Genomic DNA, 22,873 nt, shown 5'->3' with positions numbered 1-22,873 from the left:
CTACTCCTCGTCCTCCACGGAGCTCTCCGCCTCCGTCGCCGCACCGTTCGCCTCCAGAAGACGCGACAACTGACGGCCCACGATCCGCTTGAACTTGCGCTGCTGCGGCCGCGTACGGTCCAGCACCGCGACCTCCAGACGCTCCGCCGGAATCTCCCGCTCACTGCCATTGGTGTCACGGGACAGTGCCTGCACGGCCAGCTTCAACGCCTCGGCCAACGACATGCCGTCCTGATGACGCTGATCCAGGAAACCGCTGATCTGCTCCGCGTTGCCGCCCACCGCCACCGAGCCGTGCTCGTCCACGATGGAACCGTCGTGCGGCAGCCGGTAGATCTGGTCACCCTCGGGCGTCGCCCCGACCTCGGCCACGACCAGCTCCACCTCGTACGGCTTCTCCGCCGCCGAGGAGAAGATCGTGCCCAGCGTCTGCGCGTACACGTTCGCCAGACCCCGGGCCGTCACATCGTCACGGTCATAGGTGTAACCACGAAGATCCGCGTACCGCACACCACCGATCCGCAGGTTCTCGTACTCGTTGTACTTGCCGGCGGCCGCGAACCCGATCCGGTCGTAGATCTCGCTGAACTTGTGCAGCGCACGGGACGGGTTCTCGCCGACGAACACGATGCCATCGGCATACTGCATGACCACCAGGCTGCGGCCACGCGCGATGCCCTTGCGGGCGTACTCCGCCCGGTCGGCCATCGCCTGCTGGGGTGAGACATAGAACGGCGTCGACACCGGTTATCCGTCCCTTTCTGTCATGGTCACTGGATCACCTCGAAAACAGCCGGGCCCGCCCTCAGAGCAGAGCGGCTCTAGGACCGTCCGGCTCCTCCAGCCGCCGCTGGAGCACCGCACGGGACAGCTCCGAGGCCTCGTCCTCGGTGAGCCGGCGGAAACCGTCCTCGGTGATCACCGTGATGATCGGATAGATCCGGCGGGCGACATCGGGACCACCGGTCGCCGAGTCGTCGTCGGCCGCGTCGTACAGAGCCTGGACCACCAGCGTCGTGGCCTGCTCCTCGGACAGGTCCTCGCGGAACAGCTTCTTCATGGCGCCACGCGCGAAGATCGAACCCGAACCCGTCGCCGCGAAGTTGTGCTCCTCGGAACGGCCGCCCGTCACGTCGTACGAGAAGATCCGCCCCCGCTCCCGGTCCAGGTCATACCCGGCGAACAGCGGCACCACGGCCAGCCCCTGCATCGCCATGCCGAGGTTGGACCGGATCATCGTCGACAGCCGGTTCGCCTTGCCCTCCAGCGAGAGCTGCGCGCCTTCGACCTTCTCGAAGTGCTCCAGCTCCAGCTGGAAGAGCTTCACCATCTCCACGGCGAGACCGGCGGTGCCGGCGATGCCGACGGCCGAGTACTCGTCCGCCGGGAACACCTTCTCGATGTCCCGCTGGGCGATCATGTTGCCCATGGTGGCCCGGCGGTCACCGGCGAGCACGACGCCCCCGGGGAACGTGACGCCGACGATCGTCGTCCCGTGCGGCGCCTCGATCACGCCCTGGGTGGGCGGGAGCTGTCGCTTGCCGGGCAGCAGCTCGGGCTGGTGCTCGGAGAGGAAGTCCATGAAGGAGGAGGACCCTGGCGTCAGGAAGGCAGCTGGTAGACGCCCGGTGCTACGAGTGTTGGCTTCCACGCGTTTCCTTCCACGTATGCAGCAGCCCGCCTTATGGCCTCGGGCTGATCCTTGAACTGCCCCAGTGCGGCATTGCAGCTGAAGCACAGTACGCCTCGGACCCTACCCGTCTCATGGCAGTGATCCACATGTGCGGGCACAGCAGCGAGACATATACAGCAGACGCCCCCCTGGGAGGCGATCAACTCATCGCGCTCGGTCTCGGTGATGCCGTACTGCCGCTTCAGGTGCCCCTGCCGTCCCTGAATCGCGCGACACGCCTTGCAGCGTGTCGCCAACCCGTCGGACGCGGTCGAGTTGCGATGCCAGTCGCTGTGCGGCTTGACCTCACCACACGTCCGGCAGAGCTTGTGCGCCGGCGGGACGTCCACTTTCTCGCGCACAGCCTTGCCCATTGCCTCCCGGCGGCGCCGGTAGTGCGCAGCGCTGTATTGCGCCACGCACTCCCGGCAGTGCACCTGCAGGCCGTCACGCCGGTTCTTGTCCCGCGCGAACGCGTCAGGCGGCAGGTCTCTCCCGCACTTCACGCATCTCTTGGCGTTCGGCTCGGCGACCACACTCTCCCCCGTGACCTTCAATTCGAAGGACGAAGTGCCTCGCGGCCTTTACTGGCCACCTTTTTGCACGAAGCTCCGAACGAAATCCTCGGCGTTCTCCTCGAGTACGTCATCGATCTCGTCCAGGACGGAGTCCACGTCGTCGCTCAGCTTCTCGTGCCGCTCCTTGAGGTCCTCGGAGCCCTGCGCGTCCTGCGCCTGCTCCTCGACCTCCTCGGTGGAGCGCGTGGCCTTCTGCTGGCCGCCGCCGGTGTCCTTGGTTGCCATATCCCTCACCCCGCTCTGTTCGCCCGACATGGTCGACGGGTCGGCATTCCTGCCGATCGGTGATGATCAGACCCTACAAGCCGGGTCCGACATCGGCCCCGCAGTTCCGACAACGAACGGGGGCCATCTCGATGATTCCCGGGCGGTGGGGTTTCCACCCCGGCCGCCCGGGCGGGTCCGAGTACCCGCTGATCCCGCTCAGCCGCCGGACAGGACCCTGACCAGGTCTTCCGCCGTGCGGCAGCGGTCGAGCAGCTCCTTGACGTGATTTCGCGTTCCGCGAAGCGGTTCGAGGGTTGGGACCCGCTGCAGCGAATCCCGGCCCGGCAGGTCGAAGATGACCGAGTCCCAGCTGGCCGCGGCCACGTCGTCGGCGTACTGCTCCAGGCAGCGACCGCGGAAGTAGGCGCGGGTGTCCTCCGGAGGCGTCGTGCGGGCCTTGTCGACCTCTGCCTCGTCCAGCAGGCGCTTCATGCGTCCGCGGGCCGCGAGGCGGTTGTAGAGGCCCTTCTCGGCGCGTACGTCGGCGTACTGGAGGTCGAGAAGGTGGAGCTTGGCGGCGTCCCAGTCGAGGCCGTCGCGGCGGCGGTAGCCCTCCATGAGTTCGCGCTTGGCGACCCAGTCGAGTTCGCCGGCCAGGCTCATCGGGTCGTTCTCGAGCCGGTTGAGGGTGTCCTCCCAGCGGGAGAGGACGTCCTTGGTCTGGTCGTCCGCGTCGGCGCCGAAGCGTTCCTCAACGTACTTGCGGGACAGTTCGTAGTACTCCATCTGGAGCTGGACCGCGGTGAGCGTGCGGCCGCTGCGGAGGGTGACCAGGCGCTTGAGGCCGGGGTCGTGGGAGACCTGGTGGAGGGTCCGTACGGGCTGGTCGACGGCCAGGTCGACGGCGATGAAGCCGTCCTCGATCATGGACAGGACCAGGGAGGTCGTGCCCAGCTTGAGGTAGGTGGAGATCTCGGAGAGGTTGGCGTCGCCGATGATGACGTGCAGGCGGCGGTACTTCTCGGCGTCGGCGTGCGGTTCGTCCCGGGTGTTGATGATGGGCCGCTTCAGCGTGGTCTCCAGGCCGACCTCGACCTCGAAGTAGTCGGCGCGCTGGCTGAGCTGGAAGCCGTGTTCGTGGCCGTCCTGGCCGATGCCGACGCGGCCGGCCCCGGCGAAGACCTGGCGGGAGACGAAGAAGGGCGTGAGGTGGCGCACGATGTCCGAGAACGGGGTCTCCCGCTTCATGAGGTAGTTCTCGTGCGTGCCGTAGGAGGCGCCCTTGTTGTCGGTGTTGTTCTTGTAGAGGTGGATGGGCTGGGCGCCGGGGAGCTGTGCGGCCCGTTCGGCGGCCTCGGCCATGATGCGTTCGCCGGCCTTGTCCCAGAGGACGGCGTCGCGGGGGTTGGTGACTTCGGGGGCGCTGTATTCGGGGTGGGCGTGGTCGACGTAGAGGCGCGCACCGTTGGTGAGGATGACGTTGGCGAGGCCGATGTCCTCGTCGGTGAGCTGGCTGGAGTCTGCGGCCTCGCGGGCGAGGTCGAAGCCCCGGGCGTCCCGCAGCGGGTTCTCCTCCTCGAAGTCCCAGCGGGCCCGGCGGGCCCGGTGCATCGCCGCGGCGTAGGCGTTGACGATCTGGGATGAGGTGAGCATGGCATTGGCGTTGGGGTGGCCGGGGACGGAGATCCCGTACTCCGTCTCGATGCCCATTACTCGCCGTACGGTCATGCGGCCCTCCTTGCCCGGCGGCACCCTCGGTCGTGGGTACCGCTCGCGTACCGCCGGCGCTCCGGTGCGTGCGCGGTGCCCGTCCCCGCACTGTGCGACTCGGCGGTAGGAAAGAGCCTAGAACGCCTTTGCGCTGGTGGGGAGATCATTTGCGTCATTGGCTGCTCCGGTCGTGGCCTGAAAAGCAGTCGGCTGCGGGTACCCGTTGTGGGCACCCGCAGCCGCCCTGGTTTTACAGGTACTGACCGGTGTTCGCCACCGTGTCGATGGAGCGTCCGGTGTCGGCGCCCTGCTTTCCGGTGATGAGGGTGCGGATGTAGACGATCCGTTCGCCCTTCTTTCCGGAGATGCGGGCCCAGTCGTCCGGGTTGGTGGTGTTGGGCAGGTCCTCGTTCTCCTTGAACTCGTCCACGCAGGCCTGGAGGATGTGGGAGACGCGAAGGCCCTTCTGGTTCTTCTCCAGGAAGTCCTTGATCGCCATTTTCTTGGCGCGGCCGACGATGTTCTCGATCATGGCGCCGGAGTTGAAGTCCTTGAAGTAGAGGACTTCCTTGTCGCCGTTGGCGTAGGTGACTTCCAGGAAGCGGTTTTCCTCGGATTCCGCGTACATGTGCTCGACCGCCGTCTGGATCATGCTCTGGACGGTGGTGAGCTTGTCGCCCTCGTGCTCTCCGAGGTCGTCGGAGTGGAGCGGGAGGCGCTCGGTGAGGTACTTGCCGAAGATGTCCTTGGCGGCCTCGGCGTCGGGCCGCTCGATCTTGATCTTCACGTCGAGACGGCCGGGGCGGAGGATGGCCGGGTCGATCATGTCCTCGCGGTTGGAGGCGCCGATGACGACCACGTTCTGCAGGCCTTCCACGCCGTCGATCTCGGCGAGGAGCTGCGGGACGATGGTGTTCTCCACGTCGGAGCTGACGCCGGAGCCGCGGGTGCGGAAGAGGGATTCCATCTCGTCGAAGAAGACGATGACGGGGGTGCCCTCGCTGGCCTTCTCGCGGGCCCGCTGGAAGACGAGGCGGATCTGCCGCTCGGTTTCGCCGACGTACTTGTTGAGGAGTTCGGGGCCCTTGATGTTGAGGAAGAAGCTCTTTCCGGCGGCCTGTCCGGTGACCTCGGCCACCTTCTTGGCGAGCGAGTTGGCGACGGCCTTGGCGATGAGCGTCTTGCCGCATCCGGGCGGCCCGTAGAGCAGGACGCCCTTGGGCGGGCGCAGCTCGTGCTCCTTGAAGAGGTCGGGGTAGAGGTAGGGCAGCTCGACGGCGTCGCGGATCGCCTCGATCTGGTTGCCGAGGCCGCCGATCTGTTCGTAGCCGATGTCGGGGACTTCTTCGAGGACGAGCTCCTCGACCTCGCTCTTGGGGACGACCTCGTAGACGTAGCCGGAGCGGGGCTCGAGCAGGAGGGCGTCGCCCGGGCGGATGGTGACGTCGAGGAGGGGTTCGGCGAGCCGTACCACTCGTTCTTCGTCGGTGTGCCCGAGGACGAGGGCGCGCTCGCCGTCCTCGAGGATCTCCTTGAGCGTGACGATGTCGCCGACGCGCTCGAACTCCATGGCGTCGACCACGTTGAGCGCCTCGTTGAGCATGACCTCCTGGCCGCGCCTGAGGTCGTCGAGTTCGACGCTCGGGCTGACGTTCACGCGGAGCTTGCGGCCGCCGGTGAAGATGTCCGCGGTGCCGTCCTCGATGGCCTGCAGGAAGACGCCGAAGCCGGCGGGCGGCTGGGCGAGCCGGTCGACCTCTTCCTTGAGGGCCACGATCTGGTCGCGGGCTTCGCGCAGTGTGTTGGCCAGGCGCTCGTTCTGGGCGGAGACGCCGGCCAGGTTGGTCTGCAGCTCGACGATCCGCTCTTCGAGAATCCTCGTGTGCCGCGGAGAGTCGGCGAGCTTGCGTCGCAGGACGGCGATCTCCTGCTCAAGGTAGGCGATCTGCCCGGCGGGGTCGTCGGACCCTCGTCCCGGGCGGATGCCGCGGTTCATGTCGTCGTCGTGGGCTGCCACGGTCCTCACCTCCTCCAAGGGGAGCTGGACGCTTCCAGACCCTACCTGGGTGGGTGTCGATTGAAACCCCTAGATCACAAAGACTGTCAAGGTGTGTCGTCGGTCACCCGGTGCGCTCCCTCTCGCACGGAGGGGATACCCACTCAACGTGATTCGGAAGCCGCTTGTTCCTGGTCGGTGGCGGTCAATACCCGGCGTGTGTGGCCGGAGTTGTCCGTTCCGGGCCGGTCGGCCGGTTCCTGGGCACGTTTCGGTCCGCTCGTGCGGTCATCACGCAGAGCGACGGTCTGGTCGGTCGTGGTCATCGTCGGGGCGGCTGGAAGTGTTCGCCCGGTTCCGGGGCTCCCTTATCCCGGTCGGGCGCTCGTACCCGAGGGGGTGCCGAGGGAAACCCGATACCCGTGGAATCGGGAGCGTATGCGGGCGGAGGTAGGGTCGGGGTGTTCAACAGCCGCTGGTGCGGACCTCGCTGGCCGTCGGGCCGGGGGTGCCGTCCGGCGATTCGACGGCAGGAGAGGTGACCGTGCAGCAGGAGGCCCCGGACGGCGAGGCGCTGGAGGTCTGGATCGACCAGGCTCTCTGTACCGGCGACGGGATCTGTGCCCAGTACGCGCCCGAGGTGTTCGAGCTGGACATCGACGGGCTCGCCTATGTGAAGGGCGCGGACGACGAGCTGCTGCAGGCCGAGGGCGCCACGGTGCCGGTGCCGCTGCCGCTGCTCACGGATGTGGTCGACTCGGCGAAGGAGTGTCCCGGGGAGTGCATCCATGTGCGCCGGGTTCTGGACAAGGTCGAGGTCCACGGTCCGGACGCGGAGTGAGGTCCGGCCGGTGACCGGCTGTGATGTGCGCGCGCGTGGGTCGTCTTCGGGCGGCTCGCGCGCGTGTGGCGTGTTCGGGTCGGGTGCGGGCGGTGCGGCCGGGGTGTGTCACACGCTGTGGGCCGCGGTGGGCGTGGAGCGGATGAACGCCTTTCCGTTCCAGTGCCAGCTGGTGGGGGTTTTCAGGTCGGGGCAGCAACTGGGTATGTCGGCCGAGGAGTAGCCGAGCAGGGTGGCGGTGACGGTGCCGGCGTCGAGGGCGAAGTCGGTGACGGTACGCCGGTCCTTGGGGTCGACGAGGGTGGCGACGAGGCGTGCGGTGCCGCCGGCGGTGCCCCGGGTGAGGACGTAGACGCCGTCGGGCGGTGTGCCCATGGGGGCGTCGCAGTGCACGACCGCCACGGTTTCCGGTGCGCCGTCGCCGTCCAGATCGCCGGTGATCTTCTTGACCACGATCGCTTTCACGGGCCCGCAGGTGAGCGGGAAGTGGACGCCGCTGGTGCTGGGTGGCGCGGCGGCCGCGGGGGCGGTCTTGACCTCGGTGCGCGTGGTGGGCTGGGCGGCCGTGGCCGATCCGGGCTGTATCGCGGAGGACAGGGCGACGACGCCGGCTATCGCGGTGGCGGTGGCGACCCAGTGGATGGGCCGGGTGTGCGTGTGGGCGAGCTCCGGAACGGCGGATGGCTGCACTAGGAGTGTCTCCTGTGAGGGCTGTGCCGGTGGGGGGGTGGCCAGCATGGTGCCACACGTCACAGTGCGGGGGAACGGCGGGGTCGGTACGGGATTCTCACGGGCGAGGAGTGCGCGCGCGGGGTCCGTGCGCGGCCTGGTGCCGTGTCAACGCGTCGGCGCCGTGGCCGGGTTCCCGGATGTGGTGGGGAACTCGGCCACGGCGCCGTCGCGTTGTGCCGGTCGGGAGGGGCCGGTCAGCGGCCGGTGCCGCCGTCGGCGTTGGGGCCGGCGTAGTCCTCGCCATAGGCGCCCTTGGCGGGGCGACGGCGGCGCATGGGCGGCTCGACGCCGTCGGCGAGCCGGCGGGCGGTGAGCAGGAAGCCGGTGTGGCCGATCATCCGGTGGTCGGGCCGGACGGCGAGGCCTTCGATGTGCCAGTTGCGGATCATGGCTTCCCAGGCGGTCGGCTCGTTGAAGCAGCCGATCTCCCGGATGGACTCCACGGTCCGGGCGAGCTGGGTGGTGGTGGCCACGTAGCAGCACAGGATGCCGCCGGGGACGAGTGCCTTGGAGACGGCCTCCAGGCATTCCCAGGGGGCGAGCATGTCGAGGATGACGCGGTCGACGTCGGTGTCGGACAGGTTGTCCTGGAGGTCGCCGACGGTGAGCTGCCAGGCGGGGTGGGGGCCGCCGAAGTAGCGCTCGACGTTCGCCTGTGCGATCTCGGCGAAGTCCTCGCGGCGCTCGTAGGAGTGCAGCATGCCCTGGTCGCCGATGGCGCGCAGCAGGAAGCTGCTGAGCGAGCCGGAGCCGACGCCGGCCTCGACGACGCGGGCGCCGGGGAAGATGTCGGCGAAGGCGAGGATCTGCCCCGCGTCCTTCGGGTAGACGACGGCTGCCCCGCGGGGCATGGACAGGACGTAGTCGGGGAGCAGGGGGCGCAGCGCGAGGTAGGCGACGTTGCCGGTGGTGCGGACAACGCTGCCCTCGGGAGCGCCGATCAGTTCGTCGTGCGGGAAGGAGCCCTTGTGGGTGTGGAAGTTCTTCCCGGCTTCGAGCGTGAACGTGTAGTGGCGGCCCTTGGGGTCGGTCAGCTGTACCTGGTCCCCGACCTTGAAGGGCCCGCGCCTGCGGGCGGCACCGGTCGGTTCGGACATGTGACCAGCCTACCGGCGTTTGCGGGGGCCGCCGACCACGGGAGGGCGGGCGGTCAGGGGCGGGCCATGGCCTTGACGAAGGCGCGCTCGACGTCGGCGGCGGAGAGGACGCCGTAGATCTCGCCGGTCTCCTCGACGACGAGGTATTCGGTGGCGGGGGTGGCCCGGAGGGTGTCGAGGAGTTCCTCCCCGGCCAGTTCGGCGGAGACCCGCATGCCGTCGGTGAGGTCCTGGGCGAGGCCGCTGACGGCGACCCAGGGGCGGCGGTGTTCGGGTACGCCGACGATGGCGGCCTCGCGGACGAGGGAGAGGGGGTTGCCGTCGGGGTCGACGACGACGAGGGCGCGGGCGCCGGCGGCGTTGGCGCGACGGAGGGCTTCGGACAGGGGGGTGTCGGTCTCGACGGGGACGGCGCGCCGGGTGAGGGCGCGGGCCTTGAGTTCGGGGAGGTGTTCGCGCAGGCGGGCCATGCGCAGGCTGTTGCCGGCGCCGGTCCAGATGATCGCGGCGAGGATGGCGGCGAGCAGCGCGTCGGTGACGGTGTCCATGCCGCCGATGTCCTGGTTGCCGCCGCCGAAGGCGCCGGACTGGTTGAGCAGCGGCAGGCCGACGAGTACGGAGATGGCGAGGGCGCGGCCGACCCAGGCGGCGGCGACGGTGCCGCTCATGGGTTTGCCGGTGATCTTCCAGACGACGGCGCGGAGCATGCGGCCGCCGTCGAGGGGCAGGCCGGGCAGCAGGTTGAAGGCGGCGACGATGATGTTGGAGATCATCAGGCCGGCGAGCAGGACGCCCGGGACGCTGTCCGGCCGCACGGGCTTCATGGCCAGGTAGAACAGGCCGGCCAGGACGAGGGAGAGCAAGGGGCCGACGAAGGCGAGGACGAACTCGCGCCCCGGGGTCTCGGCCTCCTTCTCGATCTCCGAGACTCCGCCGAAGAACTGGAGCTGGATGCGGCGGACGGGGAGTTTGAAGCGGATCGCGGCGACCGTGTGGGCCAGTTCGTGGACGAGGACGGAGGCGTAGAAGGCGACGGCGAAGAACAGGGAGACCAGGTAGCGGGCGGCTCCGAGTTCGGGCAGCACACGGTCGAGCTGGCCGCCGAAGACCCAGGTGATCAGGGCGGCCACGAGGAACCAGCTGGGTGCCACGTAGACGGGGACGCCGAAGGGGCGGCCCATGAGCAGTCCGCCGCCGGGTTCCTTGGGCCGTGGCCGCGGGGGTTCGCCCTTGGCGATGCCGGAGTGGGCGAGGGAGCGGTGTTCGGCGGGGTGGGTGCCGGTGTCGGCCGCGGGGGTTTCCTCGCCGGTGGCGGGGTGGGTGGGGCCGGTGGCGCCGCCGGTCTCGGGGCCGGGGCCCGGGGCCCGGCTCGGGCTCGCGGCCCGGGTGTCCCTCGGGGTGTCCGCTTCGGGGTGCCCGTCGCGGCCGTCCCGGTCGTGGCGGTCGCCCGGGTCGGGGGAGTCTCCGAGGCCGTCGCGTTCTTCCCGGCCGGGGCGCGGGGTGCCGGCGGGCTCGGGGGCATCGTGGGGCTCCGGGCCGGGGTGGTGACCGGTGGGTCCGGTCGCCGGGACCGCAGGGCCCGCGGGGTGCTCGGCCGGCTCGTCGTTGCCGGACCGGGGCTGCCCGCTCCCGCCGCTCACGTCCACGCTGTCCCCTCGTTCGAAGCGTCTTCCGCGCCATGCGGGCGGAAGGTCTCGGGTCGATGGTATGCGGCCGTGGTGGTCCGTTCCGCCCCGGCACCCCTTGTGTTTGCCCCGCCGTCGCGCGGCCTAACGCGGTCCGCGGCTGGGTCGCTGTCAGTGCCGGGCCGTATGGTCTGGGGTCATGGACAGCAGCATCGAGGACGCGGGGGCCCTGCCGGGTCCGGCCGGGGAGACGGTTCCGGCGGCGGGGCCGGCGGAACCGGCGCCGGACGCGGTGGCGGCCGGCGGGGAGCCGGTGGTGCCCGCCGCGGAGCCGATCGTGCCCGCCGCGGAGCCGGTGGCGCCCGGTGGCGATGCGGCCGGACCGGCGGGAGCGCGGGTGGCCGTCGCGCCGTCCTCCTTGTCGCCGTCCCGGGCCGGTGACTTCATGCAGTGCCCGCTGCTGTACCGGTTCCGGGTGATCGACCGGCTGCCGGAGAAGCCGAGTGAGGCCGCGACGCGGGGGACGCTGGTGCACGCCGTGCTGGAGCGGCTGTTCGACGCGCCCGCCGCGGAGCGGACGGCTCCGCGGGCGAAGGCGCTGATCCCCGGGCAGTGGGACCGGTTGCGGGAGAGCCGGCCGGAGGTCGGGGAGCTGTTCGCCGAGGATCCGGAGGGCGAGCGGCTGACCCGCTGGCTTGGTGAGGCCGAGCGGCTGGTGGAGCGGTGGTTCACGCTGGAGGACCCCGCCCGGCTGGAGCCCGCCGAGCGGGAGCTGTTCGTGGAGGCCGAGCTGGAGTCGGGGCTGCGGCTGCGCGGGATCATCGACCGTGTGGACGTGGCGCCCACCGGCGAGGTGCGGATCGTGGACTACAAGACGGGGAAGGCGCCGCGGCCCGAGTACGCCGAGGGCGCGCTGTTCCAGATGAAGTTCTACGCGCTGGTGGTGTGGCGGCTGAAGAGGGTCGTCCCGCGCCGCTTGCAGCTGGTGTATCTCGGCAGCGGTGACGTGCTGACCTACGATCCGGTCCTGGCCGACCTGGAGCGGGTGGAGCGCAAGCTGCTGGCGCTGTGGGAGGCGATCAGGCAGGCCACGGAGACCGGCGAGTGGCGTGCCCGGCCGACGAAGCTGTGCGGCTGGTGCGATCACCGGTCCCACTGCCCGGAGTTCGGCGGTACTCCCCCGCCCTATCCCCTGCCGGTGCGGTCCGCCGCGGCGGGCGAGTAGCGGCCTGCGGCCGCCTCGGAGGGTGCCGCCGGTGGCGTGCGGGGGGCAGGGCAGAATGGGTGCGGACTAGCGAAGGAGTGTCACGTGGCCATCCGCGTCCTACTGGTCGACGACCAGCCCCTGCTGCGTACCGGTTTCCGGATGATCCTGGAGGCCGAGCAGGACATCGCGGTCGTGGGCGAGGCCGGTGACGGCCTGCAGGCCCTCGATCAGGTACGGGCCCTGCAGCCGGATGTCGTGCTGATGGACATCCGGATGCCGCGCATGGACGGTGTGGAGGCCACGCGGCAGATCACCGGTCCCGGGCGGGACGGCCCGGCGAAGGTTCTGGTGCTGACCACCTTCGATCTGGACGAGTACGTGGTGGAGGCGCTGCGCGCCGGGGCCAGCGGGTTCCTGCTGAAGGACGCGCCCGCCAACGAACTGGTGCAGGCGATCCGGGTGGTGGCCAACGGGGAGGCGATGCTGGCGCCGAGCATCACGCGCCGCCTGCTGGACAAGTACGCGACACATCTGCCGTCCGGTGAGGAGTCCGTGCCGGACACCCTGAACACGCTCACCGACCGTGAGGTGGAGGTGCTGAAGCTGGTGGCGCGCGGGCTGTCCAACGCGGAGATCGCCGCGGATCTGTTCGTCAGCGAGACGACGGTGAAGACGCATGTCGGGCATGTGCTGACCAAGCTGGGGCTGCGCGACCGGGTGCAGGCGGCGGTGTACGCGTACGAGAGCGGGCTGGTGCGGCCCGGCGCGAGCTGAGCCGGGTCCCGAGTACGACGCCGAGGGCGCCCCTTCCCGTGCGGGAAGGGGCGCCCTCGGTGTGTGAGGCGGGGCGGGCGTCAGCCGCTCACACCGCGGCCGAGCTCCCACAGCTGGAGCGAGGCGACGGAGTTGAGCGCGTAGGAGACACCCGTGACGTTGTCGCGCGCGGCGACGTACTGCTTGCCCTGCCACAGCGGCAGCACGGGGACGTCGTCGGCGACGGTGTCCTGGATCGCGGTGAGGGTCTTGACCGCGTTGAGGCGGTCGGCCTCGCGCCGGGACTCGGGGATCAGCGTGCGCTGGATGGTGCTGTTGGAGTACGGCGAGCCGAGGAAGTTGCCCTTGTCGAGGAAGGGCGCGACGAAGTTGTCGGCGTCGGGGAAGTCGGGGAACCAGCCCATGCCGTAGACGTCGTACTGGCCCTTCTGCTCGGCGGGCCGGAAGGTCGACCAGGGGTGGCCCTGGAGGCTGACGTCGAACAGGCCGCTGTCGTTGAGCTGCTTCTGCAGGATCTGGAACTCCTGCTTGGTGGCCGAGCCGTAGTGGTCGGTGGTGTAGTGCAGCGTCAGCTTCACCGGGGTGGTGATGCCGGCCTTCTCGAGCAGGCCCTTGGCCTTGGTGGCGCTGGGGTTGCCGTACTTGTTGAAGAACGAGTTGGAGTGGCCGGTGAGGGTGGCCGGGACCAGGGAGTACAGCGGCTCGGCCTGGGTGCCGTAGACCTTGGAGACGAGTTCGCCGCGGTTGATGAGCTGGGCCATGGCCTGGCGGACGGCCTTGGTCTTCACGGTGGACGCGTTGGTGTTGAAGGCCAGGTAGCGGATCTCGAGGCCCGGCATGTCGACGAGGTCGACGTTGGCCTGGGAGCCGGAGTCCAGCTTGTCGATCTGGGACGGCGACATGGTGCGCGTCATCAGGTCGATGTCACCCTTCTCGATGGCCTGGCCCATGGCGTCGGCGTCGTCGAAGGAGCGCATCTCGACCTCGTCGTTGTTCACCGTCACGCTGCCCTTGTAGGAAGGGTTCTTCGTGAAGACGGCGGTGTCGATCGCGTTGTCCTTGACGTCGGCCTTGAGGGTGTAGGGGCCGGAGCCGTCGACGTCGAAGCCGTCGCGCAGCTTGTCCTTGGCGTAGTCCTTCGGGTTGACGATGCCCGCGACCGGGGTCGACAGCTTGTACGGGAAGGTGGCGTCGGCCGTCTTGAGGTGGAAGATCACCTCGCGGTCGCCCTGGGTCTCGACCGTGTCGATCGTGTTCAGCAGGGTGGCGACACCGCTGTCCGCGTTGATGCGCAGGGCACGCTCGATGGAGTACTTGACGTCGGCGGCGGTGACCTTGTCGCCGTCGGAGAACTGCAGGCCCTCGCGCAGCTTGCAGGCGTAGCGCTCGTTGCCGCTGTCGGTGAAGGAGCAGCTCTCGGCGGCCTCCGGGACGGGGTTGCCCTCGCCCTTGGGCTGGGTCATCAGGGTCTGCACCGTCTGGCGCAGGATGTTCCAGGTGCCGACGTCGTAGGCGTAGGCGGGGTCGAGGGGCGCCGGGGCGTCGCTGGTGGCCTCGAACCGGTCCGTGGTGCCGACGACGATGGCGTCCCCGCTCTTGCTCCCGCTGTCGGATCCGCCGCACGCGGCGAGAACCGGCGTCAGCAGGCCGGCCACTGCCGGCAGCACCAAAGTCTTGCGGTTCATGCGGGAGTTTCTCCAGAGCTGTTCGAGTCCATGTACTCGGCATGCATGGGTGGTGCGGCGAGTCATGGGGGTTGCTTCGATGTTCTCGCGACGAGATTAGTCCGCGCCCGCACGGGGGTTCACTGGCGCGTGAGTTGAGCGTCCATCACGGAGTGAAACCGGGTGCGGACACACCGAAAACCCGACAGTGGCAGGATTAGTGCAGCGTCTCCCCAATCAGGACACAAGGGCACTCCGTCACGCCCCGGATCGGGGCGGTCTGCACACTTGGGCAACGTTGTCGAGGACTCGACGCGTGGGGAACGTCACATCCGTTACCGAGAGTTGGCGGTTCCTGGAATTCGGCCGGGCGGCCCGCGCGGAATTCAGCCCTTGGTGTACTTCCCCGGAAATTTGTCCAACACGCCCATTGGGTTTGGCACTCGGCGGCTCCGGCCCGGGAGTACCCCGGGTGAACGGCTAGCGCATTTGCGTCATCAGGCCGCGCAGGAATGACAGGTCGACCTCTTCCAGGGAGGACACGACGGTGCGCCGTTCGGCCGGGGTGATGGGGGCGATGGAGGGGACGGCGACCACCTGGCAGCCGGCGGCCTCGGCGGCGGCGACGCCGGTGGCGGTGTCCTCGACGACGGCACAGCGGGCCGGGTCGACGCCGAGTCCGGCGGCGGCGAGCAGGTACGGGTCGGGGTAGGGCTTGGTGCGCGAGACCTCGTCGCCGGCGATGGAGAGGCCGAAGTGGTGGGGGCCCAGCACTCTCAGCACGCGGTCGATGATGCGCCGGTGCGAGGCGGAGACCAGGGCGGTGGGGATGCCGTGCTCGTGGAGTTCGGCGAGGAGCCGGGCGGCGCCGGGCATCAGCGGCAGGGACTGGCCGATGCGGGTCTCGAAGCCGTCGTTGAGCAGCACCGAGACTTCGGCGAGGGTGATGGCGGCGCCGGTGGCCTCGATGAGGAAGCCGGCGCTGCGGGTCATGGGGCCGCCGACGACGACGTGCCGCCAGGATTCGTCGAGGTCGTGACCGAGGGCGGCGAAGACCTCGACCTCGACGTCCCACCAGAAGCCTTCGGTGTCCACCAGGGTGCCGTCCATGTCGAGGAGCACCGCCTGCAGGGCGGAGCCTTCGGCCGTACGGGTTCCGAGCGCTGGGACAGTGCTGGTCATCCGGGCGCGCCTCCTTCGGGGACGACCAGGCCGGTTCCCATGCGGGGAACCGGCCTGCGGTGGACCGACCAGTGTACGACTCCGGCACCCGAAGCGCCTCGTTTATCACTCCGGGTCAGGGGTATCCCCTGAAACACCCCCGTGCAGGCCAGGAGGCCCTTCGGCATGCCCGGACGCGGAGGCCGGCGGGTGCGTCAGCGGGCGTTGAAGTACTTGGCCTCCGGGTGGTGGATCACGATCGCGTCGGTGGACTGCTCGGGGTGGAGCTGGAACTCCTCGGAGAGCTGGACGCCGATCCGCTCGGGCCGCAGCAGCTCGGCGATCTTGGCGCGGTCCTCCAGGTCGGGGCAGGCACCGTAGCCGAGGGAGAAGCGGGCGCCCCGGTACTTCAGGGCGAACATGTCCTCCATGGCGGCGGGGTCCTCGCCGCCGAAGCCGAGTTCGGCGCGCACCCGGGCGTGCCAGTACTCGGCGAGCGCCTCGGCGAGCTGTACGGACAGTCCGTGCAGTTCGAGGTAGTCGCGGTAGGCGTTGGACTCGAAGAGCCGCGCGGTCTGCTCGCCGATCCGGGAGCCGACGGTGACGACCTGGAATCCGACGACGTCGGTCTCGCCGGACTCCTCCGGGCGGAAGAAGTCGGCGAGGCACAGGCGGCGGCCGCGGCGCTGACGCGGGAAGGTGAAGCGGGTGCGTTCGTTGCCCCGCTCGTCCAGGATGATCAGGTCGTCGTCCTTGGAGACGCACGGGAAGTAGCCGTAGACGACGGCCGCCTCCAGCAGGTTCTCCGTCTGCAGCCGGTCCAGGAGGCCGCGCAGGCGGGGGCGGCCCTCGGTCTCCACCAGTTCCTCGTAGGTCGGGCCGTCGCCGGCGCGGGCCTGCTTCAGGCCCCACTGGCCCTTGAACAGCGCGCCCTCGTCCAGCCAGCTCGCGTACTCCTTGAGCTGGATGCCCTTGATGACGCGGGTCTCCCAGAACGGCGGGGCGGGCACCGGGTTGTCGGTGGCGACGTCGGAGCGGACGTGCCCCTCCTCCGGGCGCTCCTGGACCTCCACTGCGGCCGTGGCGCGGACCCGGCGCTGCCGCAGCTCGGGCAGCCTGGCGCCGGGCACACCCCGCTTGACTCCGATGAGGGCGTCCATCAGGCGCAGGCCCTCGAAGGCGTCGCGGGCGTAGCGGACCTCGCCGTCGTAGATCTCGTGCAGGTCCTGCTCGACGTAGGCGCGGGTGAGGGCGGCGCCGCCGAGGATGACCGGGAAGCGGGTGCCGAGGCCGCGCTGGTTCAGCTCCTCCAGGTTCTCCTTCATGATCACGGTGGACTTCACCAGGAGGCCGGACATGCCGATGACGTCGGCGCGGTGTTCCTCGGCGGCGTCCAGGATCGCGGAGACGGGCTGCTTGATGCCCAGGTTGACGACGTTGTAGCCGTTGTTGGACAGGATGATGTCGACGAGGTTCTTGCCGATGTCGTGGACGTCGCCGCGCACGGTGGCCAGGACGATGGTGCCCTTGCCCTCGGCGTCCGACTTCTCCATGTGCGGTTCGAGGTGGGCGACGGCCGTCTTCATGACCTCGGCGGACTGGAGCACGAAGGGCAGCTGCATCTGGCCGGAGCCGAACAGTTCGCCGACGACCTTCATGCCGTCCAAGAGGGTGTCGTTGACGATGTCCAGGGCGGGCCGGTCCTGGAGGGCCTCGTCGAGGTCCGCCTCCAGGCCGTTGCGCTCGCCGTCGATGATGCGCCGCTTGAGCCGCTCCTCCAGGGGCAGTGCGGCCAGTTCCTCGGCCTTGCCGGCCTTCAGGGACTTGGCGGTGGCGCCCTCGAAGAGCTGCATCAGCTTCTGCAGCGGGTCGTAGCCCTCGGCACGGCGGTCGTGGATGAGGTCGAGGGCCGTGCGGACCTCCTCCTCGCTGAACCGGGCGATCGGGAGGATCTTGGAGGCGTGCACGATCGCCGAGTCCAGGCCCGCCTTGACGCACTCGTCGAGGAAGACGGAGTTCAGCAGGATGCGGGCGGCCGGGTTCAGGCCGAAGGAGATGTTGGACAGGCCCAGGGTTGTCTGGACGGCCGGGTGGCGGCGCTTGAGCTCGCGGATCGCCTCGATGGTGGCGATGCCGTCCTTGCGGGACTCCTCCTGACCGGTGCAGATGGTGAAGGTCAGGGTGTCGATGAGGATGTCCTCCTCGCGGATGCCCCAGTTCCCGGTCAGGTCGTCGATGAGCCGTTCGGCGATCTCGACCTTCTTCTCGGGGGTGCGGGCCTGGCCCTCCTCGTCGATGGTGAGCGCGATCAGCGCGGCGCCGTGCTCCCTGGCCAGCTCGGTGACCTTCGCGAAGCGGGAGCCGGGTCCGGCGCCGTCCTCGTAGTTCACCGAGTTGATGACGGCGCGGCCGCCGAGCTTCTCCAGGCCCGCCTCGATGACGTCGACCTCGGTGGAGTCGAGGACGATCGGCAGGGTGGAGGCGGTGGCGAAGCGGCCGGCGAGTTCCTCCATGTCGGCGACGCCGTCGCGGCCGACGTAGTCCACGCACAGGTCGAGCATGTGCGCGCCCTCGCGGATCTGGTCGCGGGCCATCTCCACGCAGTCGTCCCAGCGGCCCTCGAGCATGGCCTCGCGGAACTTCTTGGATCCGTTGGCGTTGGTGCGCTCGCCGATGGCGAGGTAGGAGGTGTCCTGGCGGAAGGGCACGCTCTGGTAGAGGGAGGCGGCGCCCGCCTCGGGGCGCGGGTCGCGGGTGCGCGGGGTGAGGCCCTCGACGCGTTCGACGACCTGGCGCAGGTGCTCGGGGGTGGTGCCGCAGCAGCCGCCGACGAGCGAGAGGCCGTACTCGCGGACGAAGGTCTCCTGGGCGTCGGCCAGCTCGGGCGCGCTCAGCGGGTAGTGGGCACCGTCCTTGCCGAGCACCGGCAGGCCCGCGTTGGGCATGCAGGACAGCGGGATGCGGGCGTTGCGGGCGAGGTAGCGCAGGTGCTCGCTCATCTCGGCCGGGCCGGTGGCGCAGTTCAGGCCGATCATGTCGATGCCGAGCGGTTCGAGCGCCGTGAGGGCGGCGCCGATCTCGGAGCCGAGCAGCATGGTGCCGGTGGTCTCGACGGTCACGGACACGATCACCGGCAGGTCCAGGCCGAGGGCGTCGAGGCCGCGGCGGGCGCCGAGCACGGCGGCCTTGGTCTGCAGCAGGTCCTGGGTGGTCTCCACGAGCAGCGCGTCGGCGCCGCCGGTGACCAGGCCCTCGGCGTTGCGCTGGTAGGCGTCGCGCAGGGTGGTGTAGGGGGCGTGGCCGAGGGTGGGCAGCTTGGTGCCGGGGCCCATGGAGCCGAGGACCCAGCGGGGCCGGCCGTCCTTCGCGGTGAACTCGTCGGCGACCTCGCGGGCGACACGGGCGCCGGCCTCGGACAGTTCGTGGACGCGCTCGGGGATGTCGTACTCGCCGAGGGCGGAGTGGTTGGCCCCGAAGGTGTTGGTCTCGACGCAGTCGACGCCCACGGCGAAGTACGCCTCGTGGACGGAGCGGACGATGTCGGGGCGGGTGAGGTTGAGAATCTCGTTGCAGCCCTCGAGCTGCTGGAAGTCCTCGAGCGTCGGCTCCTGGGCCTGGAGCATCGTGCCCATAGCTCCGTCGGCTACCACCACACGGGTGGCGAGTGCCTCTCGGAGCGCGGACGCACGGGTCCGGCTGTCGGCGGAAGGGGTCGTTGGCAACGAGGCCATGAAGGGGCTCCCTGGGATGCGACGGCTGTCGGCTATGCGCCTTCCCCGGCGGGAACCGGGGCAGGGCACGGCGTCAGGGTAACCGGGAGTGGGCTTGGATGGGCACCGGCGTCCACGAGGCGGACGCGGGGCGTGCCGGATGGCCGGATCGCGACCGGCGTGCCGCACGGGATGTAACAGGTGTCGTCCGACCATTGGCGGGAGGTCGACATGGACCGGTAGTGTTCGACATTGCCGAACGGGGTGTTGCACGCTGTTCGGCAATGGTCGAAGGGGACGGAGGGCAGGACGGCGATGGCACGGAACATCCAGTCGCTCGAACGGGCGGCGGCGATGCTGCGGCTGCTCGCGGGCGGCGAGCGGCGGCTCGGCCTCTCGGACATCGCCTCGTCACTGGGCCTCGCCAAGGGCACCGCCCACGGCATCCTGCGGACCCTGCAGCAGGAGGGGTTCGTCGAGCAGGACGGCGTCTCCGGCCGCTACCAGCTCGGCGCCGAACTGCTGCGCCTGGGCACCACCTACCTGGACGTGCACGAGCTGCGGGCGCGGGCCCTGGTGTGGACCGACGACCTGGCCCGCTCCAGCGGGGAGAGCGTCTATCTGGGCGTCCTGCACCAGCAGGGCGTCCTGATCGTGCACCACGTCTTCCGGCCGGACGACAGCCGGCAGGTGCTGGAGATAGGGGCGATGCAGCCGCTGCACTCCACGGCGCTGGGCAAGGTGCTCTCCGCCTACGACCCGGTGGCGCACAGCGAGGCCATGGAGGCCGACCGCAAGCCGTTCACGGACCGCACGGTGTGCGAGCCGGCGGACTTCGAGCACCTGCTGGACCTCACGCGCGCGCGTGGCTACGCGGCGGACGTGGAGGAGACCTGGGAGGGCGTGGCGTCGATCGCCGCGCCGATCCACGACCGGCGCCGGATGCCGGTGGGCGCGGTCGGCATCGCGGGCGCGGTGGAGCGGCTGTGCCGGGACGGCGAGGTGCGCCCCGAGCTGATCGCCGCGGTACGGGACTGCGCCCGCGCGGTGTCGCGGGACCTGGGCGCGGGGCGCTTCTGACCGGCGGCGATCCGCCGCCGGGCGACGGCCGGACCAGGCCGTCGGAACCGACTGACCGGAGGACGACCGGGACGCGAGGCGGCGTTCCGGTTCTCGCCATACCCTGAAATGGACATATCGGGCGAATAGGTACGTCAGTGCAGGAAGAGCGATAACCGGCAGCGATCAATAACGATCCTGTTTTCGATAACAGAACCCTTGACGCACGCGTGACGCCGAAGCAAGACTCCCGTCCATCGGTCGGCATTGTCGAACACCTAACGGCAATACGCGCTAGAGTGTGACAACGCCAAGGGCCGGCATCGCTCTCACCCCCGAGGGCGCCAGAACCCCCGGAGGGACCCGGGGTTCGGTTTCCCTGGACGAAGGACAAAGGAGTCGCGGGTGTCCAGCTCCGACATCTTCATCGGCGAGACCATCGGTACCGCCATACTCATCCTGCTCGGCGGCGGCGTGTGCGCCGCCGTGACGCTGAAGGCCTCCAAGGCCCGTAACGCCGGCTGGCTGGCCATCACCTTCGGGTGGGGTTTCGCCGTACTGACGGCCGTCTACACCTCGGCGCCGCTCTCCGGTGCCCATCTGAACCCGGCCGTGACGCTCGCGCTCGCGATCAAGGACAAGGACTTCAGCAACCTGCCCGTCTACTGGGGCGGTCAGCTGCTCGGCGCCATGATCGGCGCGGCCCTGGTCTGGGCCGCCTACTACGGCCAGTTCCACGCGCACCTCACCGACAAGGAGATCGTCGGCGGTCCGGGCGCGCAGGCCACGACGGCGAAGGCCGTCGAGGCCCAGGAGAAGGGCGCCGGCCCGGTCCTGGGCGTCTTCTCCACCGGTCCGGAGATCCGGAACGCGGTGCAGAACCTCCTCACGGAGATCATCGGCACCGTCGTGCTGGTGCTCGCCGTCCTCACGCAGGGCCTGAACGACAAGGGCAACGGCCTGGGCACCCTGGGCGCCCTGATCACCGCGCTCGTGGTCGTCTCCATCGGCCTCTCCCTCGGCGGCCCCACGGGTTACGCGATCAACCCGGCCCGTGACCTTGGCCCCCGCATCGTCCACGCCCTGCTGCCCCTGCCCAACAAGGGCGGTTCCGACTGGAGCTACGCCTGGGTCCCGGTGGTCGGTCCGCTGATCGGCGGCGCGATCGCCGCAGGCATCTACAACGTCGCCTTCGTCTAGGAAGCACCGAGCCTCCGCGCACGCGCCGTACGTAAAGCCCCATCACCACGGATCTTTCAGGAGCACACAGTGACCGACGCCCACACCGCAGGCCCGTTCATCGCCGCGATCGACCAGGGCACCACCTCCTCGCGCTGCATCGTCTTCGACAAGGACGGCCGGATCGTCTCCGTCGACCAGAAGGAGCACGAGCAGATCTTCCCGAAGCCGGGCTGGGTCGAGCACAACGCCAACGAGATCTGGACCAACGTCCAGGAAGTCGTCGCCGGGGCCATCCAGAAGGCCGGCATCACGCGCGACGACATCAAGGCCATCGGTATCACCAACCAGCGCGAGACCACCGTGCTGTGGGACAAGAACACCGGTGAGCCCGTCCACAACGCGATCGTCTGGCAGGACACGCGCACCGACGCCCTCTGCCGGGAGCTGGGCCGCAACGTCGGCCAGGACCGCTTCCGCCGCGAGACCGGCCTGCCGCTGGCGGCCTACTTCGCCGGGCCCAAGGCGCGCTGGCTGCTCGACAACGTCGAAGGCCTCCAGGAGCGCGCCGAGGCGGGCGACATCCTCTTCGGCACCATGGACAGCTGGGTCATCTGGAATCTGACCGGCGGCGCCAACGGCGGCAAGCACGTCACCGACGTCACCAACGCCTCCCGCACCCTCCTCATGAACCTGCACACCATGCGGTGGGACGAGAAGATCGCCGAGTCCATCGGCGTCCCGCTGGCGATGCTGCCCGAGATCCGCCCCTCCGCCGAGGTGTACGGCGAGGTCACCGGCGGCAAGCTCGGCGACCTCCTCGGCGGCATCCCGGTCGCCTCGGCGCTCGGCGACCAGCAGGCGGCCCTGTTCGGCCAGACCTGCTTCTCCGAGGGCGAGACCAAGTCCACCTACGGCACCGGCACCTTCATGGTGATGAACACCGGTGACAAGATCATCAACTCCTACGCCGGTCTGCTGACCACCGTCGGCTACAAGATCGGCGACCAGCCGACGGTCTACGCGCTCGAGGGCTCGATCGCCGTCACGGGCTCCCTGGTGCAGTGGATGCGCGACCAGATGGGCCTGATCTCCACCGCCGCCGAGATCGAGACGCTCGCGCTCTCGGTCGAGGACAACGGCGGCGCCTACTTCGTACCGGCCTTCTCCGGCCTGTTCGCCCCGCACTGGCGTTCCGACGCCCGCGGTGTGATCGCCGGCCTGACCCGGTACGTGACCAAGGCGCACCTGGCCCGCGCCGTCCTGGAGGCCACGGCCTGGCAGACGCGGGAGATCGCCGACGCCATGGTCAAGGACTCCGGCGACGAGCTGGTGACCCTCAAGGTCGACGGCGGCATGACCTCCAACAACCTGCTGATGCAGACCCTCTCGGACGTCCTGGACGCACCTGTCGTGCGCCCGATGGTCGCCGAGACCACCTGCCTCGGCGCCGCCTACGCCGCCGGTCTCGCCGTCGGCTTCTGGTCCAGCACCGACGAACTGCGCGCCAACTGGCGCCGGGCCGCCGAGTGGACCCCCCACATGGACGCGGAGACCCGCGACCGTGAGTACAAGAACTGGCTCAAGGCCGTCGACCGGACCATGGGCTGGATCGAGGACGAGAGCTGAGCTGAGTTCCGACAGCTCTGACGAGGAGTAAG

Annotated in this window: 18 protein-coding genes; 6 read left to right on the top strand and 12 right to left on the bottom strand. The window is 69.6% G+C overall.

Translation table 11 applies throughout. From position 1 onward, the window contains the following. The 6 genes from prcA to arc form a co-directional block, all read right to left on the bottom strand. Positions 1-744 (bottom strand): proteasome subunit alpha, encoded by a 744-nt coding sequence (gene prcA, locus ACZ6B1_RS20910; protein WP_468780420.1) that lies wholly within the window; start codon positions 742-744, stop codon positions 1-3. A gap of 61 nt (positions 745-805) precedes the next feature. After that, positions 806-1,651 carry a proteasome subunit beta gene (prcB, locus tag ACZ6B1_RS20905; RefSeq protein WP_468780418.1) on the bottom strand — a complete coding sequence of 282 codons (846 nt, stop codon included), beginning with the start codon at positions 1,649-1,651 and terminating at the stop codon, positions 806-808. Then, positions 1,603-2,208 carry an endonuclease VII domain-containing protein gene (locus ACZ6B1_RS20900; protein ID WP_468780416.1) on the bottom strand — a complete coding sequence of 202 codons (606 nt, stop codon included), beginning with the start codon at positions 2,206-2,208 and terminating at the stop codon, positions 1,603-1,605. The genes prcB and ACZ6B1_RS20900 overlap by 49 nt, the downstream gene beginning before the upstream one ends. Before the next feature lie 48 nt (positions 2,209-2,256). Next, positions 2,257-2,475, bottom strand: coding sequence for a ubiquitin-like protein Pup (locus ACZ6B1_RS20895; protein WP_058079921.1), 219 nt, complete (start codon positions 2,473-2,475; stop codon positions 2,257-2,259). A 198-nt stretch (positions 2,476-2,673) separates the two neighbouring features. Then, on the bottom strand, positions 2,674-4,185 hold the full coding sequence (gene dop, locus ACZ6B1_RS20890; RefSeq protein ID WP_468780414.1) for a depupylase/deamidase Dop: 1,512 nt from the start codon (positions 4,183-4,185) through the stop codon (positions 2,674-2,676). Positions 4,186-4,417: 232 nt separating this feature from the next. Beyond that, entirely contained in the window at positions 4,418-6,184 is a 1,767-nt protein-coding gene (arc, locus tag ACZ6B1_RS20885) for a proteasome ATPase (RefSeq protein WP_468780412.1), read from the bottom strand. Between the two features lie 517 nt (positions 6,185-6,701). Between arc and ACZ6B1_RS20880 the strand changes: the two genes are divergently transcribed. After that, positions 6,702-7,004: a ferredoxin gene (locus ACZ6B1_RS20880; RefSeq protein ID WP_359547209.1), complete on the top strand. Its 303-nt coding sequence runs from the start codon at positions 6,702-6,704 to the stop codon at positions 7,002-7,004. A 108-nt stretch (positions 7,005-7,112) separates the two neighbouring features. Here the strand turns inward: ACZ6B1_RS20880 and ACZ6B1_RS20875 are convergent, their stop codons facing one another. The 3 genes from ACZ6B1_RS20875 to ACZ6B1_RS20865 all read right to left on the bottom strand — a co-directional run bounded on the left by ACZ6B1_RS20875 (position 7,113) and on the right by ACZ6B1_RS20865 (position 10,479). After that, positions 7,113-7,694 carry a hypothetical protein gene (locus ACZ6B1_RS20875; RefSeq protein ID WP_468780411.1) on the bottom strand — a complete coding sequence of 194 codons (582 nt, stop codon included), beginning with the start codon at positions 7,692-7,694 and terminating at the stop codon, positions 7,113-7,115. Positions 7,695-7,930: 236 nt separating this feature from the next. Continuing rightward, complete coding sequence (locus ACZ6B1_RS20870; protein ID WP_468780409.1) at positions 7,931-8,833, bottom strand: tRNA (adenine-N1)-methyltransferase; 903 nt, start codon at positions 8,831-8,833, stop codon at positions 7,931-7,933. 53 nt (positions 8,834-8,886) lie between these two features. Next, entirely contained in the window at positions 8,887-10,479 is a 1,593-nt protein-coding gene (locus tag ACZ6B1_RS20865; protein WP_468780407.1) for a site-2 protease family protein, read from the bottom strand. A 178-nt stretch (positions 10,480-10,657) separates the two neighbouring features. On the opposite strand from ACZ6B1_RS20865, the gene ACZ6B1_RS20860 reads away from it, so the two are divergent. Then, entirely contained in the window at positions 10,658-11,683 is a 1,026-nt protein-coding gene (locus ACZ6B1_RS20860) for a RecB family exonuclease (protein ID WP_468780405.1), read from the top strand. Between the two features lie 84 nt (positions 11,684-11,767). Then, positions 11,768-12,439: a response regulator gene (locus tag ACZ6B1_RS20855; RefSeq protein ID WP_468780403.1), complete on the top strand. Its 672-nt coding sequence runs from the start codon at positions 11,768-11,770 to the stop codon at positions 12,437-12,439. Between the two features lie 80 nt (positions 12,440-12,519). On the opposite strand, the gene ACZ6B1_RS20850 is transcribed toward ACZ6B1_RS20855, so the two are convergent. The 3 genes from ACZ6B1_RS20850 to metH all read right to left on the bottom strand — a co-directional run bounded on the left by ACZ6B1_RS20850 (position 12,520) and on the right by metH (position 18,995). Beyond that, positions 12,520-14,124, bottom strand: a complete 1,605-nt coding sequence (locus tag ACZ6B1_RS20850) for an ABC transporter substrate-binding protein (RefSeq protein ID WP_468780401.1) — start codon at positions 14,122-14,124, stop codon at positions 12,520-12,522. Positions 14,125-14,583: 459 nt separating this feature from the next. Further along, positions 14,584-15,285: an HAD family hydrolase gene (locus tag ACZ6B1_RS20845; protein ID WP_468780399.1), complete on the bottom strand. Its 702-nt coding sequence runs from the start codon at positions 15,283-15,285 to the stop codon at positions 14,584-14,586. A 194-nt stretch (positions 15,286-15,479) separates the two neighbouring features. Further along, positions 15,480-18,995 (bottom strand): methionine synthase, encoded by a 3,516-nt coding sequence (gene metH, locus ACZ6B1_RS20840; protein WP_468780397.1) that lies wholly within the window; start codon positions 18,993-18,995, stop codon positions 15,480-15,482. Positions 18,996-19,289: 294 nt separating this feature from the next. Here metH and ACZ6B1_RS20835 point away from each other — a divergent pair, with 294 nt between their 5' ends. The 3 genes from ACZ6B1_RS20835 to glpK all read left to right on the top strand — a co-directional run bounded on the left by ACZ6B1_RS20835 (position 19,290) and on the right by glpK (position 22,841). Continuing rightward, entirely contained in the window at positions 19,290-20,054 is a 765-nt protein-coding gene (locus ACZ6B1_RS20835) for an IclR family transcriptional regulator (protein ID WP_199209936.1), read from the top strand. A gap of 384 nt (positions 20,055-20,438) precedes the next feature. Then, positions 20,439-21,233 carry an MIP/aquaporin family protein gene (locus tag ACZ6B1_RS20830; protein ID WP_199209937.1) on the top strand — a complete coding sequence of 265 codons (795 nt, stop codon included), beginning with the start codon at positions 20,439-20,441 and terminating at the stop codon, positions 21,231-21,233. 69 nt (positions 21,234-21,302) lie between these two features. Continuing rightward, entirely contained in the window at positions 21,303-22,841 is a 1,539-nt protein-coding gene (gene glpK / locus ACZ6B1_RS20825; protein WP_468780394.1) for a glycerol kinase GlpK, read from the top strand. Positions 22,842-22,873 lie beyond the last annotated feature (32 nt).

Source organism: Streptomyces sp. NPDC041129, assembly GCF_055592265.1.
This window is presented reverse-complemented; position numbering and strand designations above follow the sequence as displayed.